Raw genomic sequence first — 17,309 nt, 5'->3', positions numbered from 1 at the left:
GAATGTTTCAATGCGTAAACCACTCATTGCCGGAAACTGGAAACTGCACAACACTGTCGAGCAGTCCTGCCAGTTGGCCCAGGCTCTGGTCAACGACTTAAGCGACGTCACCGAAACCGAGATCGTCATAGCTCCGGTGTTTACCGCCCTGTCTGAGGTCGGCAAGATATGTACGGAGTCTCCCGTTCAACTGGCGGCACAGAATTGCCACTGTATGGATGATGGTGCTTATACCGGCGAGGTGTCCGTTCCTCTGCTGGCCGATGTCGGCTGCAGCCATATCATCGTCGGACATTCGGAGCGTCGCCAATACTTTGGCGAGACCGATCACTTTGTCAATGTCAAGGCGCGCGCCATCCTCAAACACGGCCTGACCGCCATCATCTGCGTTGGTGAAACTCTCGAGCAGCGTGAAAGCGGTGAGTTATTTGAAGTGATTGCAGCGCAGATACGCGGTGCTCTGGAAGAGATCACTGCTGAGCAGATGGCTCAGGTGGTTCTCGCCTACGAGCCGGTGTGGGCCATCGGCACCGGAAAAACTGCCACCAGTGAAGAGGCCGAGGAAGTTCACGCCTACATCCGTGGCCTGCTGCACGGCAGCTTTGGAACAGACATTGCCTCTCAGTGCCGCATTCTCTACGGCGGCAGTGTCAAGCCCGGTAACATCAGTGAGCTGATGGCCGAGGAAGACATTGACGGTGCCCTGGTCGGTGGTGCCAGTCTGAAAGCGGAAGATTTCAGTGCCATCGTTCGCTTTAAAAAGTCTTTGAAAATGGCGCCGCACTAGGATAAAAACACCCCTTGGCAGTAACGCCAAAGTTGTGTTAGAGTGCTTCGCTGTTCGCGAACCGGTATTCTTATTGATTATGGATACCCGACTAATGACCCTAACAGGAGATCAAGCTCACCATGATTCCTTTTTTGCTGACGGTACATGTTCTGGTGTGCATTGCACTTATCGTAATCGTTCTGCTTCAGGCTGGTAAAGGGGCCGAAGCCGGTGCTTCTTTCGGTGCTGGTGCCAGTCAAACCGTTTTTGGCGCTTCCGGCGGCCGCAGCTTCATGAGCAAAATGACCACGTTTGCAGCATGCCTTTTCATGCTGACCAGTTTGTCTCTGGCTTATCTGTACGGCAAGCCCGGCTCTGACAGCCTGATGCCGGACCAGGTTCAACCGGTACAAACCCAGCAACAACAGAGCGCTGAATAGATAATTTTTCTGCCGCAACTTCACGGCAAAAAAAAAGTGCTCATCGACCGGATTCTCTATTGACAAAAACCCGGTCAAATCAGTATAAATACAACCTCGTTAGCGCCGAAGTGGTGGAACTGGTAGACACGCCATCTTGAGGGGGTGGTGGCCAATTGGTCGTGCGAGTTCGAGTCTCGCCTTCGGCACCAAATGAAGATAAAACCCGATACATTGAGTTGTATCGGGTTTTTTATTGTCTATGCGTTGAGACTTGAAGCGCAGTGAGCGCTGACTTAATGTCGGAATGGCGGCCAGGGATGGCGCGTCAGCGAATGGAGAGAAGCCGACGCAGGAACCGCCACGACGGCGGTGACCAAGTGGGCAAGTCTCGCCTTCGGCACCCCCCAAATACAAAACAGCTCCTATTTTACAGGAGTTTTTTATTCCAAGGTTATGCATAGTCGAGAGAGTCACTTGGTGAGATTCAAAAAAAGAAGAAAAGCTTAAAATAAATTCTTCTCAGAAGTTAAACCCAATTGATTGACACCAAGGATCGGAAATAGTAACCTGATTGACGCTTATGGGCAGATTTTGGATTGCGTTTCTGCAATCAGTGAAAAAATGGTGTCGCATCATTCGCCCGATAGCGGCCCTTCAATGTTACTGGTCACATGACTAAAATAGATGCGTAGGAGTGCCCATAAGCACCCTCCCCCCTTCTCTCCAAAGACAATAAATGACTAAACTTGAAAGAATCAGACTCGCTAAAGACAAAAAAGATTTTGCAAAGTTATTAAAAGTCAGTACCGTTTTTTTAACCAACACTTTATATCTCACCCCAATAGAAGACCAATACGAGGAATTCCAAATCCCAAAACGAAGTGGTGGATTCCGAACGATTCATGCACCAACAGCAGAATTAAAAGACCTTCAATCACGACTATCAAATCTACTTCTAGACTGCATTGACGACATCAACAAAGAAAAAGAAATAATTTCTACACTATCACATGGCTTTGTTCGAAAACGCTCTATAATCACAAATGCCCGGCTCCATGTAAGACAAAAAAATGTATTAAATATTGATCTTGAAGATTTTTTCGGAAGTTTTAATTTTGGAAGAGTTAGAGGTTTTTTTCTTAAAAACAACAACTTTAAACTAGATAAAAATATAGCAACAATAATTGCAAAAATAGCTTGTCTAAACGACACTCTTCCGCAAGGAAGTCCATGTTCACCTGTAATCACCAACCTAATTACCCATCCACTAGATATTCGACTTGCACAGCTTGCAAAAAAATCCAGCAGTGTTTACACAAGATATGCTGACGATATTACTTTCTCAACAAGAGAAAGAAATTTCTCAGAAAAAATTGTTTCAATAGAAAACAAAAAAGTTACCCTTAGTAAAAAGCTAAAAGAAGAGATTAGAAGATCAGGATTTAACATTAACCACAAAAAGACAAGACTCCAGTTCGCTGATTCACGTCAAGATGTAACAGGACTAATTGTAAACAAAAAAATAAACATTAAAAGAGAATACTGGAGAGAAACACGAGCAATGTGTCACAGTCTCTTTAAGACAGGAGAATTCACAATAAATGAAAATGGAAATCTCAGAAAAGGTACAATAGATGAGCTTTACGGAAAGCTTAATTTTATAGATTCAATTGACAGATATAACCACTACAACTGTAAAGAATCACTAGATCACAGATATTCTCTAAAAGATAGGGGCATTGATACACACAGAGAAAAGCTAAATGGAAGAGAGTCTACTTTTAGTGATTTCCTTTACTACAAGAATTTCATAGCTAACAATAAACCAACACTTTTATTTGAAGGAAAGACAGACAATATCTATATAAAATATGCGTTAAAAAGCAAATCCAACACCTCCAATGAACTAAAGCCGACAAAAAACGACAATGACCAGTTAGAACTGCCTGTCAGTCTTTTTGATTACACAAAAAGAACACGTTATCTTCTAGACCTATATGGTGGTGGGAATTATTTAAAGTTCTTCTCACAGAGATATAAGAAAAGCCTAAAATATTACAACGTAAAAACACCACAAAACCCTGTCATACTAGTGCTTGACAACGACAATGGCCCAAATGGACTAATCGGTTGGCTCTCTTCACAGAAAATAATATTTCCAAAGATTGAAGAAGATAATAAGAACAACAGTATCAGAAATTCTGATTTTATACATATAGTGTCAAACTTATATCTCATCTTAACCCCTCGTGATAATGGTAATGATAGTATGATGGAGAATTTATTTGACGATAAAGCTCTAAGCTATAAAATTGATGGAAGGGAATTTGAACCAAGCAACGAATACGATAGCACAACAAAATATGGTAAAAATACTTTTTCACTCAAAGTCGTCAAAGACAAACATAAGGAAATCAATTTCGATGGTTTTATTCCATTACTATTGCGTATTGCAAAGGTAATTAAATATCATAAGAAATTTGTCAATTCATAACTTGATTTATTGCGTAGTTTAAGATTACAATCAATAAACTTAAAAGAGTGGGTCAATTAGGGTAATAATTGGTGTTAACGGTATAATATTACCACATAGTGGGTGAGTTCGAGTCTCGCCTTCGGCACCAAATGAAGATAAAACCCGATACATTGAGTTGTATCGGGTTTTTTATTGTTTTAAAAAGCTGAAACGCGAAGCATAAGAACTTATGCAGTAAGCATTTGATTCGTAAATAACTTCGAGAACTCTTCTTTGGGCAATGGCCGAGAATAGAGGTATCCCTGGCCATAACGGAAGCCCATCGCTTTAAGATATTCCCCCTGAATTTCTTCCTCAATCCCTTCGGCAATCAGTTCGAATTCCATTTCGCGAGTAAAAGCCACCAATGATTTTGCCAATGCGGCGTCACCTTTGCTGTGATGAATATCCGTAACAAAGGCACGGTCGAGCTTTATCTTATTGACAGGGAATCGTTTCAGGTAAGCGAGCGACGTATAGCCGGTACCAAAATCATCCAGCGCCAGAGGCACTCCCAACGTATGCAGTTCACCCATCTTTTTCACCGCCAGCTCGACATCGGCCAACATCAAACTTTCCGTTAATTCAAGTTCCAGACATCTGGCAGGAATAGCGTGCGCGTCAATAATCTTCATGACCATTTCAATAAAATCATCGGTGATAAATTGTTTCACAGAAATGTTCACGGCAATCGGCAGCCACTCTTTGTTTGTTTCATAGTGACTGCGAATCTGTTGCGCAACCTGCTCAAGCACCCACTGCCCAATCGGAAGGATCAAGCCGCTCTCTTCCGCAATCGGGATCATTTGCGCAGGGGAAATCCAGCCCATTTCGTCATTGTGCCAACGAAGCAGGGCTTCTGCAGCAATAATTGCTCTGCTTTCAAGATCAACTTGAGGCTGGTAATAGAGCTGCAGCTCCTCTTTTTCAAGCGCTTTATGCAACATGTTGGTTAGATGGAGCGCTTGTTCCGCCTGTTGAGAAAACTCCCGTGAAAAATAGCAGAAACAATCACGACCATTTTTTTTGGATTGGTGCATGGCGTTTTCGGCTTTTTGCATGAGTCCAAGATCGTCACTGCTGTCTCTGGGAAAAAGGGCAATGCCGATACTTGCGGTCAAAAAGAGTTCTGACCCATCAACGATAAAGGGAAGTCGAATCGCGTTGAGAATCTTAGTCGCAACTGTAGAGGCATCCATGGCATCAGCGCCACCATAGGTCATCAACGTAAATTCATCGCCGCTGTGGCGGCAGAAAGAGTCTTCACCTCTGAGACATTTTTTTAGCCGTTTGGCAACTTCGATAAGGATCTTGTCGCCAATAACATGCCCAAGACTGTCATTGATTTTTTTAAAATGGTCCAACCCCAAAGAATAAACAGCAAGAGTCGTCACATGGCGCTGGGCATGCTTGATCGCCTGCTGGAGTCGATCACGAAACAGAACTCGGTTGGCCATGCCGGTCAGTGGATCTGTTTGAGCCAGATGAAGCACTTTTTTCTCCAACGCCTTTTCATTGCTCAGATCCGCGAAGATACCGACATAGCGATAAACAGTCCCGGCATCGTCGGTCAGGGCACGAATCGACAACATTTCCGGATAGCTCTCCCCATCTTTGTTGCGATTCCAGATCTCTCCCTGCCATTGACCGTATTGAGCCAGTTCATTCCACATGGCTTGATAAAAGGACTTATCATGGATCCCGGATTGAAACATGCGCGGAGTTTTACCCAGAACATCCTCTTCATCGTAACCACTAATCCTGCAGAACGCCCTGTTAACAGCAATAATACTACCGGTCACGTCAGTAACTAAAACCCCGTCATTGCTGTTTTCGACCACGGTCATGAGCTGTTTGAGCTGTTCCTCTTTTTCCAAACGCTCACGGATATCCCGCACCGAACTCAAGACAGCGGTGTCCCCTTTGAAAGAGACCAAGGTACTGTTGACTTCCACAGGAATTTTTTCACCATTCCTTGTTGTGTGCGTGCTTTTAAACACAATGGTTCGGCCCTGCAGAATTTCTGCAAAACGCTCACAATTTTTATCTTTGCAAACTTTGGTGCAGTGCGTGCCAATCAGCTCCTCTTCCCGGTAGCCAAGTAAAGATAAAAATGCCTGATTAGCCATCAAAAAATGACCGTTAACATCACGCACAACCAAACCGTCAGCAACAGTGTTAAAAAGGTCCTGGTAGGTTCTCAGGCTGTTCTTCAGTTCAACACTTAAACTCTCAAGTTTTTCTTTATAACGATGCACATCAGAAACATCGTGGAGAAGAAACTGAATCTTTTGCGCCCCCTGCACCGTCATAAGACTGGCAACAACCTCAAGATATAAATCCCTGGCAGGCAAATGAACCACATCACTACAGAAACCTTTCTCACGGGCCGTATTCACAAACTCTTTTACCGAGAGACAACTTTCCGGCATATGAAGATTTTCAAGATTGATCGGCAAACGTTCCGCCTGGATATGGAAAAGGTTTAAAGCCTCAGGATTCATTTTTTCAATGTCACCGGATTCAGAAAGGATCAGTATCGCTTCTTTGCTTTGCTTAAAAAGGGCTTCATAGGATGTGGCCTGACTCTCCGCTTCAAAATAGAGCGGATCGAGACCGAGCTTTTTAACGATCACCCACACAAGGAGCGCCAAAAAAAGCAGCGGAACAGTCACGACCACAACAACGGTTCCGGCATGATTCAGCCACTCCAGAGTCTTGACCTGGTCCTGTTTTTTGAGCTCCAGTATCCCTTCATTGACATTTTTGACCAGGATCTGCGTTTTTGCACTGCGAAATTCTTTCTCTGAATCCCCTTGCCGGTTGGCTGAAAAAATTTCAAACGCATTGGGTGATGTCAGGGTTATTGCGATATATTCAGGATGCTTTTCAAAATAATCATGGAGCATTTTACGAACCTGAACATAGTCACTGCGCAGCAATGCTTCGCTCAGCATCGAAGTGATCAGTTCCTGTTCCAGGTTGAAACTCTGTTGCAGAGCCTGTTCCAATTGCTTTTCGCGTGCCATGGATGACACAAGACCTGCCAGCCCGATAAACAGGCAAAACAAAACAGCCAGCATTAATGCCACACGCCGGTAGGTCATCACGCTTTTTAAGCCAGCTCTATTACTCTTCATTGTCATCCACATTTATCTGGTTAAAACAATCCGTACACAATCGTAAGGGATCATAGTCCTCATTGTGAACAGGCCGGATAGCAACGGCATCAGAGCGCAACTTGTGCAGGATTTTTCGACCTGCCTTTGTGTCGTTGAGATGCAACAAAACCTCTTTGATCTTCAGGGCAACCTCCTCTTCAAGCGAAGAGGAGGCCACAAAAGCATGGTCAGCCACTTTCGGCTGAACCGCCAGAATTCGCAGCCCTTTGGTGCTCATTTTTTCATAGGCTTCATATTTGACTGAGCCGGCATCAAACTTTCCCGCCAGCACCGAAAAAACCACATTTTCATGATTCCCCAAAAACGCATATGAACTCAGGCTTTCAAGAGAAATCCCCACTTTATGCAATTCGGCGCAAGCGAGCTTGAATCCCATGGTCGATTCGCGCGAAACAAACGCAATCGAGTGCCGGTTGAGATCGGACAGATTTTTCAGAGGGCTATCTGCTCTAACCACAATAACACCCCGCAACATCGGGACCCGGCCGTTGAGCACGCCCAATAGTTTAATATCGGGATTGCGGTCAAATGCGTTGACATAGATCGAGGGCCCTAGAAAAGCGATATCCGCCCGTCCAGAGCATAATGTGTCAACATGGGTAGGATAATCTTTTGAAACCTGTAAAACGACCTCATGACCGATACGCACAGAAAGTTCATCAACGAGAGGCTGAAAACGCTCATGCAGCTCTAATGCAGACAAAAAAGGATGTACGACAAACACCAACGGCTTGGCAGTCATTGCGAACGAGCACAAAGGAACAGCCAACACGAAAAACATCACAATCAATAACCGGATTTTCATTCATCAGCCCCCAGTTTATGGTTCTTCCATTCCGGCACCAACAGACTACCGGCAAAAGGCTCGCCGCCCCAGGGATGGGCAACAGCACAAAACACGCCCCCTATTCGGCTATGGTGTAGCAGTAACGGCCCTTTTCTTTCGACTCATACATGGCCCGATCAGCCCGACTGAAGAAAAGAGACTGGTCTTCGCCATCCTGATAAAGGGCAACACCCACACTTGCAGTCAACTTAAGATTATGGGGGTATTCAACGACAATCATCCCCTCAAGTAAACGCTGGCAAAAATGCTCAAGCTCTGTTTTGGTGATAGCGGGGGTCAAAATCACAAACTCTTCGCCACCGAGCCGCGCAAGAAAGTCGGTTTTGCGACATTTTTCCTGCAAATAGGCACTGAAAATTTTCAGGACCTCATCGCCAATACTATGGCCGAAAGTGTCATTGATCTTTTTAAAATGATCAATATCGATCACGGCCATGGCCAACGACTCTTTTCTGCTTTGCGCCTGTGCAATATAGCGCGGAGTTTCATGGTTAAAACGCAGGCGATTCCACAGGCCGGTCAACGGATCTGTCGTCGATAAACGATCCAACTCTCTGTTTTGCTGTTCGAGGAGCAAATCCTGACCATCCTTTTTGACCAACAGTGCCCGAATCATAAAATAAACAGCAACAAAGCCAAGGGCGGTCAAAAAAGCGACGACGGTTGAAGTTTTTACACATTGCGCATTGAATCTGGCCAGGGGAATACTGATCGACATCAACCCGGATAACTGCCCCTCCTGGCGATAAAAACCGTGACTGTCGCCGTAACGGGCAACTAAAGAGGGCGGAGCAATGGCGGGATCACTGTGGCAAAGCAGGCAGCTTGAATCAAAACGCCCAAGCGGAACCGCATAAAAAAGAGCGGCCTGACCATTTTGAACAATTTCTTCGCAATATTCGCTGATCTCGTCGTTCTCAAACTTGCTCAGCAATTGTTCTTCAAAAGCGGTTGCCTGATTTTCGAGGTTAAGGGGGGACCGGGAAGCATAGCGAAAAATAGACGCCGAAAACTCTTTGCCCTGCAAATCAAGAAAAGTTTTCAAAACTTCGCGAGAAATATATGAGCGGGACATCAGTTCCGGAGAAAAATAATCCGCTTGCATGACCCCTTGGTCCTGAAGACGGTAGATCTCCGGACGAATCGTATCATGCACATACTCGCGAATAGCCAATTGCACCTGCAGCAGGTTATAAACGGCCTCCTGTGCCTTGAGCATCTGGCTTTTGTGGATCACCGTGTGAAACAGCACGATCAACGCCACCATGGCGATGCCGAGAAAAACACCGGTTAAGGCAAGTATCTTTTTATTTTTTCCAGTCTGAAGCAAAATGACCCCCCTCGGGCATCTGGAAAAAGCATTCAGCAGGACCGCTCCAGCAAGCTGGTCGCATCATCAACCGGCATAGGCCGGTAGAAATAAAAGCCCTGAATAAAATCACAGTTATTGTCTTTCAAAAACATCAATTGTTCAGCCGTTTCCACCCCTTCTGCAATGGTCTGCATACCAAGGCTCCTGGCAATACCGATAATACTCGTCGCCACGGCATCAGCACTTAAATCCTGTGTTACATCATCAATAAAAGAACGGTCGATTTTCAAATAATCCAACGGTAAGCGCCGTAAATAATTTAAAGACGAATACCCCGTCCCAAAATCATCGACGGCAAGACGAAGTCCCAGATCTTTCAACTCCTTCATAATGCGAATCGACGACAACGGATTCTGCATAATCATACTTTCCGTCAATTCAAACTCGAACCAGCTTGAATCAATGTGATAAGAATCCAGGATCGTTGCAACCTGCTTAGCAAGATCCACCGACTGAAACTGTTTTGCCGAAAGATTGACCGCGACCGGAACAATGGCATAGTCCTGATCAGCCCATTGCCTCAATTGACGACAAACATCCTCAATCACCCATAAGCCAATTTCGTGAATCAATCCGGTCTGTTCGGCCAGAGGAATAAACACACCGGGGGAAATCATACCTCTATCCGAGTGAACCCAACGCAACAGTGCTTCAAATCCAACGATTTTCTCACTACCGGCATCCACCTTAGGCTGGTAGTACACGTGCAATTCGTTTTTGACAATGGCTTGGCGCAGTTCCGCTTCCAGTTCCAGAGATTCCAGAACCAAACCATCCATTGATGATTCAAAGATACAGGTCTGACTGTGCGTTTCCTTGGCCTTGTACATGGCCACATCCGCATGACGCAACAACTCCAAAGAACTCATCCCATGGTCAGGATAACTGCAGATTCCAGCGCTGACAGTTAAAGGGATTTGTCGCTCGCTCACAGTAAAAGGTTCGGAAAGCTCACGGTGAATCGCTTCTGCTGCACACAGTGCGTCATCCAGCGTTTCAACCTCGCTGAGCAGAACGACAAATTCATCCCCGCCCAACCGGACAACCGTATCCGACTCACGTACAACCTTCAAAAGGCGGTCGGCGATCAGTTGTAGGAGCCTGTCACCATTGTCATGGCCCATGCTGTCATTAATCATTTTAAAACGATCAACATCCAGCAAGATCAAGAACACAGTCCCATGAACCCGCTTGGCTTTTAAGATGGCCTGATCCAGTCGATCATGAAGCAATAACCGATTTGCCAATCCCGTTAAGCTGTCATGGGTTGCCAAAAATTCAAAGTGCTGCGCATTCTTCTTCTCTTCAGTGATATCTTCACCAATGACAATCAGGTGCGAACATTGACCTTTTAGATCATAAACCAAAGAGATGGAGATACGTTCCCAATGAATTCCACCATCTTTTGAGCGGATTTCCAACTCCTCTAACCAGGGTTCATCATAGTTTCGGCCATCGTTTGATCCACACTGTGCGGGGATCCGTTGTTGTATAAATTGGTATATAGGGTTGTCTGGATGAGAGCATTCATCCAAAGAATAACCGGTTTTTTCCTTGAAAAACTGATTGAGATAAACCGGCCTGCCGTCGCAGGTGGTCATTAAGATGCAAATCGGGCTTTGGTCTATCGCCTGTAGCAAGCGGTGGTTCTGCTGTTCAAACTTATTCCGTTCAGTGACATCGAGAAACAGGCCAAACTGATAATTTTGATTACCAAACGACACAGTACCACCCTGAATCTCAACATCTTTGAGTTGACCACTCTTTGTAATCAAATAAGATCCAAGCACCTCGCCATGTGCTTCATCCTGATGCTTTTTGAACGTTTGGGTAACAGCAGAGCCCTGGTCTTTTTCAAACTTGGGATGAAGAATATCCTGAGGTTTACCAATCAACTCCTCCGGCGTTCGCTCCACCAGATGAGCCAACTTTTTGTTACATTCAATGATTCTGCCACTGGTACAATCGGCAATAGCAATTCCAATCAGAGAATCTCTAAACAGAGCACGGTATTTTTCTTCTGAAAGAGCAATCTCCTGCTGCACTTCGTCTTCGCGGCGCAGGCGGCTTTGAACAAGATGGCGGAGAAAAAGTAAACCGGCAACGCCAAGCGCCCACAGCAAGGCATGATGTGTCATATCTTTGCGAAACAGGTTCAATTGCGCCTCACGGTAAGGCGCAAGAGGAATTGAGACACTCACCCCACCGCGCACGTCTCCGACCTCATAGCCCTGACTGCTATGGCATTTCAAACACATCAACTCGGTATACATCGGACGAATCAGACGCAGATATTCTTTTCCATCCAGAAGTTGAACAGAGACAACCTCTTCAGGACTCGTTTCCATCTGCTCTAGAGCGTCCCTCTCCCAAGGATCGGGCGTATTTTCGGGACGCAGAGGATTCAGGCTGGTGATATGTCCTTTTGCACCATATTGAACAGCCCCGAGTTCATGAACCTGGCGAGTCATATAGGCAGGATTGACCAGAGTCAGATGTTGACCCTCGCGAGTAACCACGTCTCGATGGGGAACATGATCAAGGTGGGGGTTGGGTGGCGTATGATCACTGACGGAAACATAAAGCCCACCCTGCTTAGCAGCCCAGCGCCGATAAACGACATCCTTGTTAAAGCTACCTGCGGCTTCGGCCTTTGCCAGATCGATAATAAGCTGTTGCTGACTTGTGTATTCTGACCAGGCGCCATAAAAAATAAGTCCCGACCATAGAACAAACAGGGTGAACCACAACCCCTTTGTCGATGTTCTGTGGGTCATACAATGCTCCAATCCCTTGCGCCGTCAGTTTACGCCTGAAGACTTTTCACACAGTTCTTTCCAGCTTTTTTGGCTTCATAAACCCCTTTGTCAGCCGCCACGAGCAGAGCTTCAAGTGTTTGCACATTGTCCATCATCGCAGCCACTCCAATACTGGTACTGGCCTGACGTAAATCGTTCCCAAGTGGATACTGTAACTCGTTAATCGCCTGATGCAATAATTCCCCGACGTGCATTGCCCCTACAATGTCCGTCTTCGGACAGATGATCAGAAATTCATCCCCTCCCATTCGACACACAATATCATCGGTACGTACCATCTCTTTGAGCTGACGGGCCAGCAGGCACAGCACTTGATCTCCAACATCGTGTCCGTAGGTATCATTAATCTCTTTAAAACCATCGGTGTCAATTATGATACACGCCAAATCCAACCCTTCTGGTTGCGCTTCGTCCCAAAGTGCTTCGAGAGTCAACAGGGCATGACGACGGTTATACAGCCCGGTTAAAAAATCCGTCATAGCCAATTCGCCCAACTGTTGATTGGCCTCAACCAGCTCTTGAGTTCTTTCATCAACCCGCCGTTCAAGGGTTTGATTCAGGTCACGCAATTCATGGTTGCGATTGAGCACCTGGTGAAACAAGCGATTGAGAGCTTCGAGCAACACCCCTTTTGCCCCATCCGCCTGATGTTCACAATGTTCATACGCTTGCTGCGGGTTGTTGCCTTGTTCAATCAGAGTACACTGCTCGCCAAAACTTCGGTCCGAGCCGAGGATGTGGTAGACAAGCCAGTTCATCAAAAATTCAAATAACGGCTTTCCCGTGTCCCGCCCCAGTTTACTCTCACCGTAAAGATGAAGGACACTCTGCAAAAAGCTGGCATGTTCATTTTTATGATAGTCAACATGACGCTCATCAATGCCGATGGTTTCCATCAGATTTTCCTCTTCGGAAAAATGATACTGTGTATACGAAACCAGCTCAGCAAAAATCTCTTCCATCTCTTTGCAAAGCGCATTCTTGTCGAAAAGAATGCGGCCAAAACGATTGGTGATCTCAACCAGGTGACGATGTTGCTGGTCAACATCATCAAGACCTGTTTCAAAATTTTCATTCCAGACGATTACGTCCATATATATCATTCCATTAAAACATGTGTTATTTCGACGAGAGATAGTTTGTTTCAATCGCCTCGACAGGCAGTGGACGGCTCATCAGGAAGCCCTGCACTTCGTCACAGCCATGCTTGATCAGAAATTGTTTTTGCAGCTCCGTCTCAACACCTTCGGCAATCGTTTTCAAGCCAAGGCTTTTTGCCATGGAAATAATCGCTGTAATAATGGCGGCATCATTTTCATCATTTTCCAGATCCATGACAAAAGAGCGATCTATTTTCAATTTTGAAAAAGGAAAGCTTTTCAAATAACTCAAAGAGGAATATCCGGTGCCAAAATCGTCAATGGCTAACTTGACTCCCAGCCCCCTGATCGCGCTTAAAAGCTCCATGGACTTTTCCAGGCGATCCATGACGGCACTTTCGGTAATTTCCAATTCAATCAGTTGCGCAGTGATTTGAAATTCATTCAGACATTCTTCGAGAATGTGAACAAAGTTATTCTTTTTCATCTGCAAACTGGAAACATTCACGGCAACAGGCACAACCGAAATTCCGGCCTGCTCCCAACTGTGAATCTGCTGACAGACCTGGCGTAACACCCACCGGCCCAGGGAGTGAATCAGGCCGGTTTCTTCGGCAAGGGGAATAAACTCGCCGGGAGAAACAGGCCCTTCTGCAGGGTGATTCCAGCGAACCAGAGCTTCGAACCCAACTAAGACGTCATTTTCAAGGTTAAATTGCGGCTGATAGTGAATATGGAGTTTATCATTCTCTATGGCATGTTTGAGGTCGGCTTCCATACGTAAGCTCTGCGGGGCAATCTCGCCATATTTCGGGTCATACACAGTGACAGCTCCGCCCCCCATATCATCCTTGGAGGTCCGCATAGCTACATCCGCCCGTGCCAAAAGCTCGGTGGAGTTCTCAGCCTGTTCCGGGTAAAAAGCGATGCCGAGACTGCAAGAAGGGATCAACTCATGACCATTGGCATGGAAACTTTGTTTAATTCCTTTCAACACCACGTCGGCCAGATCGACCACATCCTCCTGCTGAGGCACTTCCTCCAACAGGATAAAAAATTGACTCCCGGAATCTTTTGCCACCGTCTGACCTTGCGGAACCAACGTGTTCAAGCGCTGAGCAACCTCCTGCAACAGGCAATCCCCCACATGGTGCCCCAACGTCTCGTTGATTTTTTTGAAACGATCCAAAGTCAGGCTGATCAGAGCCAAGTGGGTATTTTTTATTAACGCATGATAAATCGCTTGGTTGACCCGGTCCAATAAGACAGAACGATTGGGCAGGCCGGTCAGATTATCGTAATGGGTTAAATCGTAAATTTTTCGTTCCTGTTCAATCAGGCTGTTTTCAACCTCAAGGCGTTTGGTGATATCACGAAACGATTCAATCACCCCCAACATGTTGCCACTCTCATCAAAGTAGGGAGCCGCCTGAATTTCATAGATTTTATTCTTCGAATCGATGTGCTCGATAATGGATGCGGGTTTTCCTGTTTTCAAAACCGTATGCATGGGACACGACTTGGATCGACAATCACACGGCAGACTGCCACGCTGGAAAGCCTCATAACAGCACACCTCTTCAGGATCATCGAGTTTACCGTCTGCCAGAGCCAGGGCAGCACGATTAGCTTTCTTAATGTGGCGAGAGGTATCCAGAACCAGAACAGGATCCACCATATTGTCAATCACCGTCTGGAAAAACTCATGTTCTTTTTGGATCTGCTGACGGGCATTCTTCTGGGCCGTAATGTCGTGAATAATGAGAAACAAGCAGGCTTTTTGATCCACATCGACAGGACTCAACCGCACCTCCAGGCAGCGCAGTTCTCCAACATCCTGATAGGGCAATTCAATAAACTCTTGTCGGCCATTGAGACAAACGGTTAACAGCTCAGCCAATTCCTGGCGGTCAAGGCCATGCAAGCCGTAAAAACATTTGGCTTTAAGCGCCTGAGCCGACATGCCGTAAAACCGCTCTGCCGCGACATTGGCATCCAAAACGTGATAATTTTCAACATCAACCAGAAACATAATCGATTGATGTACATGAAACATGCTGTAGATTTGTTGCCTTTTTTGCCTCAACCTCTCTTCCCGGCCCTTCACAGCGTTTTTCATTTCATAAAAAGCATTGGCCAGAACATCGAACTCGTTTTGTGCATTCTCCCGATAGGTCAGGATCGCCTGATCGTAGTCTCCTTGTTCCAGGCACAGGGCTGCCGATTTCAGTCCCTTGAGCCGTTTAAGGACAGTGCGCTGCAATAACGCCACCAGCACGACAAATGTCATGAAATATCCGACAACATTGATCGCAGCCAAGGCGAGAAATTTGCTTTTTTGTTCATCACTGAATGACACATTGGGAATCTCAACGATCAGCAATGCCGGCGCAACATCCTGCAGAGAAGAACCTTGTGTTTTCTGATGACAACTAAAACAGGTTTCCTGGTAAAAAATCGGCTGAACATAGCGAAACATTGGCGTCGGAAACTCAACCATTTCACTATATTCATCCATTTGCCGATTGTGTTTAAACAGATGGATCAGGGAAAGGTCTGAATCCAGCGCCTGGTACTGGATATTTTGCGGAAAACGTGCGGCATAGCGGATATGAATATCACCCTGGCCGGTTTGAGACAGTTTAGTGGCCGATTCGCCCAGCAAATTTTTTCTATGGACAGACGGCGGGTCCTGATCCGTCAAAAGACTTGAACGACATTGGTTTTGATAGAGGGATAACAGAGAACAGATATTTCGCGCCTGTGCCGTAAGGCGGCCACGGATGTTTTCTTTGACTTTGCCATTAAAAAAAACAAGCGTTGCCGACATGGAAATCATACAAGCCAGCAGTGCGACCAGCATAAACAGGCTGCGGATTTTCATCTTCACACCCACTTCCAATGAATACAGACACAACAATTCAAATCAAAGTGCCTCATGAGATAAAAGATTAGCACAAATCCAACACCTTGCGAGGGATTTTAACTAAAGACAGCACCGTATCAACACCACTGCGCTTAATGGTTTCGTTAGGCATACCAAACACGACACAACTGGCTTCATCCTGAGCGAAATTAACCGCTTCGGCCTCCTTCATCTCTTTCATACCTTTGTGTCGTCATCCCCCATACCGGCCAGAATCACTCCGATGGCATTCTTACCCGCGTAACACGCGGCGCTGCGAAACAGCACATCAATAGAAGGTCGATGTCTTGAAACGAATGGGCCATCTTTCAACTCAACACAATAGCGAACACCACTGCGTTTGAGCAGCACATGGCGGTTGTCGGGGCCATACAGCGTCACCGCCACACAAGCGCCCTGCACTGTTTCAATCAGCGTTGTTGAGGTCGCGACTCAAAGTTCTCCGGGTTTCAGAGAGAGTCGTGCGTGGATAGGAGGTCAGTCAACGCGATACACCGTCGGAGCCACCTGAGTCAAAGGGAGATCAAAGCCATGTAACGACTCTGAATGACCGAGAAACAGAAAACCTCCCGGCTGTAACTTGCGACAGAACTTCCTGACCAGACGCTCCTGCGTCTCTTTATCAAAATAAATAATGACATTGCGGCAGAAAATGACATCCATCGGGTGCGGCAGACTGAAATCCGCATCCATGAAATTCAGACGCCCGAAACGGATTTTCTTACGCAGCACGGGGGCAATACGCACCAGTGGATTATTGCGATCCTTGCTGCGCAACAAATAGCGCGAACGCATCTCCATCGGCACCGGCACAATCCGATCTGCATGATAAATGGCCTTTTTGGCATGATCGAGAACTTTGGTGGAGATATCTGTGGCAATAATCTCGTAATTAAAGTCCCCCGCAGGTTGCTTCTCGGCATAATCTGCTAATACCATGGACATGGTATAGGGCTCTTCCCCGGAGGAACAGCCGGCACTCCAAATTTTGAATGAACGACGTCGAGGCAGTTCCCTTTGCCAAGAGGGAAGAATTGTCTGGGTCAGATAATCAAAGTGATTCGCTTCGCGGAAAAAATCCGTTTTATTGGTCGTGATCACATCGAACAGGTGAACCCGTTCAAACTTTTGCCCCTCTTCGGTAAAAATAAAATCACAATATTCGCTGATGGAAGAGAGCTTCAAAGCCCTGACACGTTTAGTCAAACGCCCCATCAGCATAGATCTCTTGGAGTCTGACAATGTGATGCCAAGCTCTTGATAAATATAACGGCTGAGACGGTCAAAATCACGCTGGGTCAGACTCATTCAACATCCCTCGCCCAAAACGAGGCGACAAGGCAATCGCCTGTCGCCT

General features: G+C 46.1%; 10 protein-coding genes, 1 tRNA gene and 1 pseudogene. 4 read left to right on the top strand and 8 right to left on the bottom strand.

Going from position 1 to position 17,309, the window contains the following annotated elements:
• The first annotated feature begins 10 nt into the window (after positions 1–10).
• From tpiA to DACE_RS09615, 4 genes are all read left to right on the top strand, one after another.
• Positions 11–787 carry a triose-phosphate isomerase gene (tpiA, locus tag DACE_RS09630; protein WP_006000741.1) on the top strand — a complete coding sequence of 259 codons (777 nt, stop codon included), beginning with the start codon at positions 11–13 and terminating at the stop codon, positions 785–787.
• 122 nt (positions 788–909) lie between these two features.
• Positions 910–1,209 (top strand): preprotein translocase subunit SecG, encoded by a 300-nt coding sequence (gene secG, locus DACE_RS09625; protein ID WP_006000739.1) that lies wholly within the window; start codon positions 910–912, stop codon positions 1,207–1,209.
• Between the two features lie 104 nt (positions 1,210–1,313).
• Positions 1,314–1,400, top strand: a tRNA-Leu gene (locus DACE_RS09620).
• A 527-nt stretch (positions 1,401–1,927) separates the two neighbouring features.
• Positions 1,928–3,685: a retron Ec67 family RNA-directed DNA polymerase/endonuclease gene (locus DACE_RS09615; RefSeq protein WP_006000737.1), complete on the top strand. Its 1,758-nt coding sequence runs from the start codon at positions 1,928–1,930 to the stop codon at positions 3,683–3,685.
• Positions 3,686–3,894: 209 nt separating this feature from the next.
• Here DACE_RS09615 and DACE_RS09610 read toward each other — a convergent pair whose 3' ends face one another.
• From DACE_RS09610 to DACE_RS09575, 8 genes and pseudogenes are all read right to left on the bottom strand, one after another.
• Positions 3,895–6,846 carry a sensor domain-containing protein gene (locus tag DACE_RS09610; protein ID WP_162013600.1) on the bottom strand — a complete coding sequence of 984 codons (2,952 nt, stop codon included), beginning with the start codon at positions 6,844–6,846 and terminating at the stop codon, positions 3,895–3,897.
• On the bottom strand, positions 6,836–7,693 hold the full coding sequence (locus DACE_RS09605) for a PhnD/SsuA/transferrin family substrate-binding protein (protein WP_006000733.1): 858 nt from the start codon (positions 7,691–7,693) through the stop codon (positions 6,836–6,838). The genes DACE_RS09610 and DACE_RS09605 overlap by 11 nt, the downstream gene beginning before the upstream one ends.
• A 100-nt stretch (positions 7,694–7,793) precedes the next feature.
• Positions 7,794–9,065, bottom strand: coding sequence for a diguanylate cyclase domain-containing protein (locus DACE_RS09600; RefSeq protein WP_006000731.1), 1,272 nt, complete (start codon positions 9,063–9,065; stop codon positions 7,794–7,796).
• Between the two features lie 32 nt (positions 9,066–9,097).
• Positions 9,098–11,884: an EAL domain-containing protein gene (locus tag DACE_RS17330; RefSeq protein ID WP_006000729.1), complete on the bottom strand. Its 2,787-nt coding sequence runs from the start codon at positions 11,882–11,884 to the stop codon at positions 9,098–9,100.
• 29 nt (positions 11,885–11,913) lie between these two features.
• On the bottom strand, positions 11,914–13,020 hold the full coding sequence (locus DACE_RS09590; RefSeq protein WP_040366854.1) for a GGDEF domain-containing protein: 1,107 nt from the start codon (positions 13,018–13,020) through the stop codon (positions 11,914–11,916).
• A gap of 25 nt (positions 13,021–13,045) precedes the next feature.
• Entirely contained in the window at positions 13,046–15,910 is a 2,865-nt protein-coding gene (locus tag DACE_RS17325; RefSeq protein WP_006000725.1) for an EAL domain-containing protein, read from the bottom strand.
• 67 nt (positions 15,911–15,977) lie between these two features.
• Positions 15,978–16,327 (bottom strand): annotated as a pseudogene (locus DACE_RS17910) (chemotaxis protein CheB); the annotation flags it as partial.
• 102 nt (positions 16,328–16,429) lie between these two features.
• A complete protein-coding gene (locus tag DACE_RS09575; RefSeq protein WP_006000718.1) occupies positions 16,430–17,260 on the bottom strand; it encodes a CheR family methyltransferase in 831 nt (276 codons plus the stop codon).
• Positions 17,261–17,309: the final 49 nt, after the last annotated feature.

It is taken from the genome of Desulfuromonas acetoxidans DSM 684 (genome assembly GCF_000167355.1).
In the GTDB taxonomy this organism is placed as follows: Bacteria; Desulfobacterota; Desulfuromonadia; order Desulfuromonadales; family Desulfuromonadaceae; genus Desulfuromonas; species Desulfuromonas acetoxidans.
The sequence above is the reverse complement of the archived record's forward strand: the minus strand, read 5'-3'. Positions and strand labels throughout refer to the sequence as shown.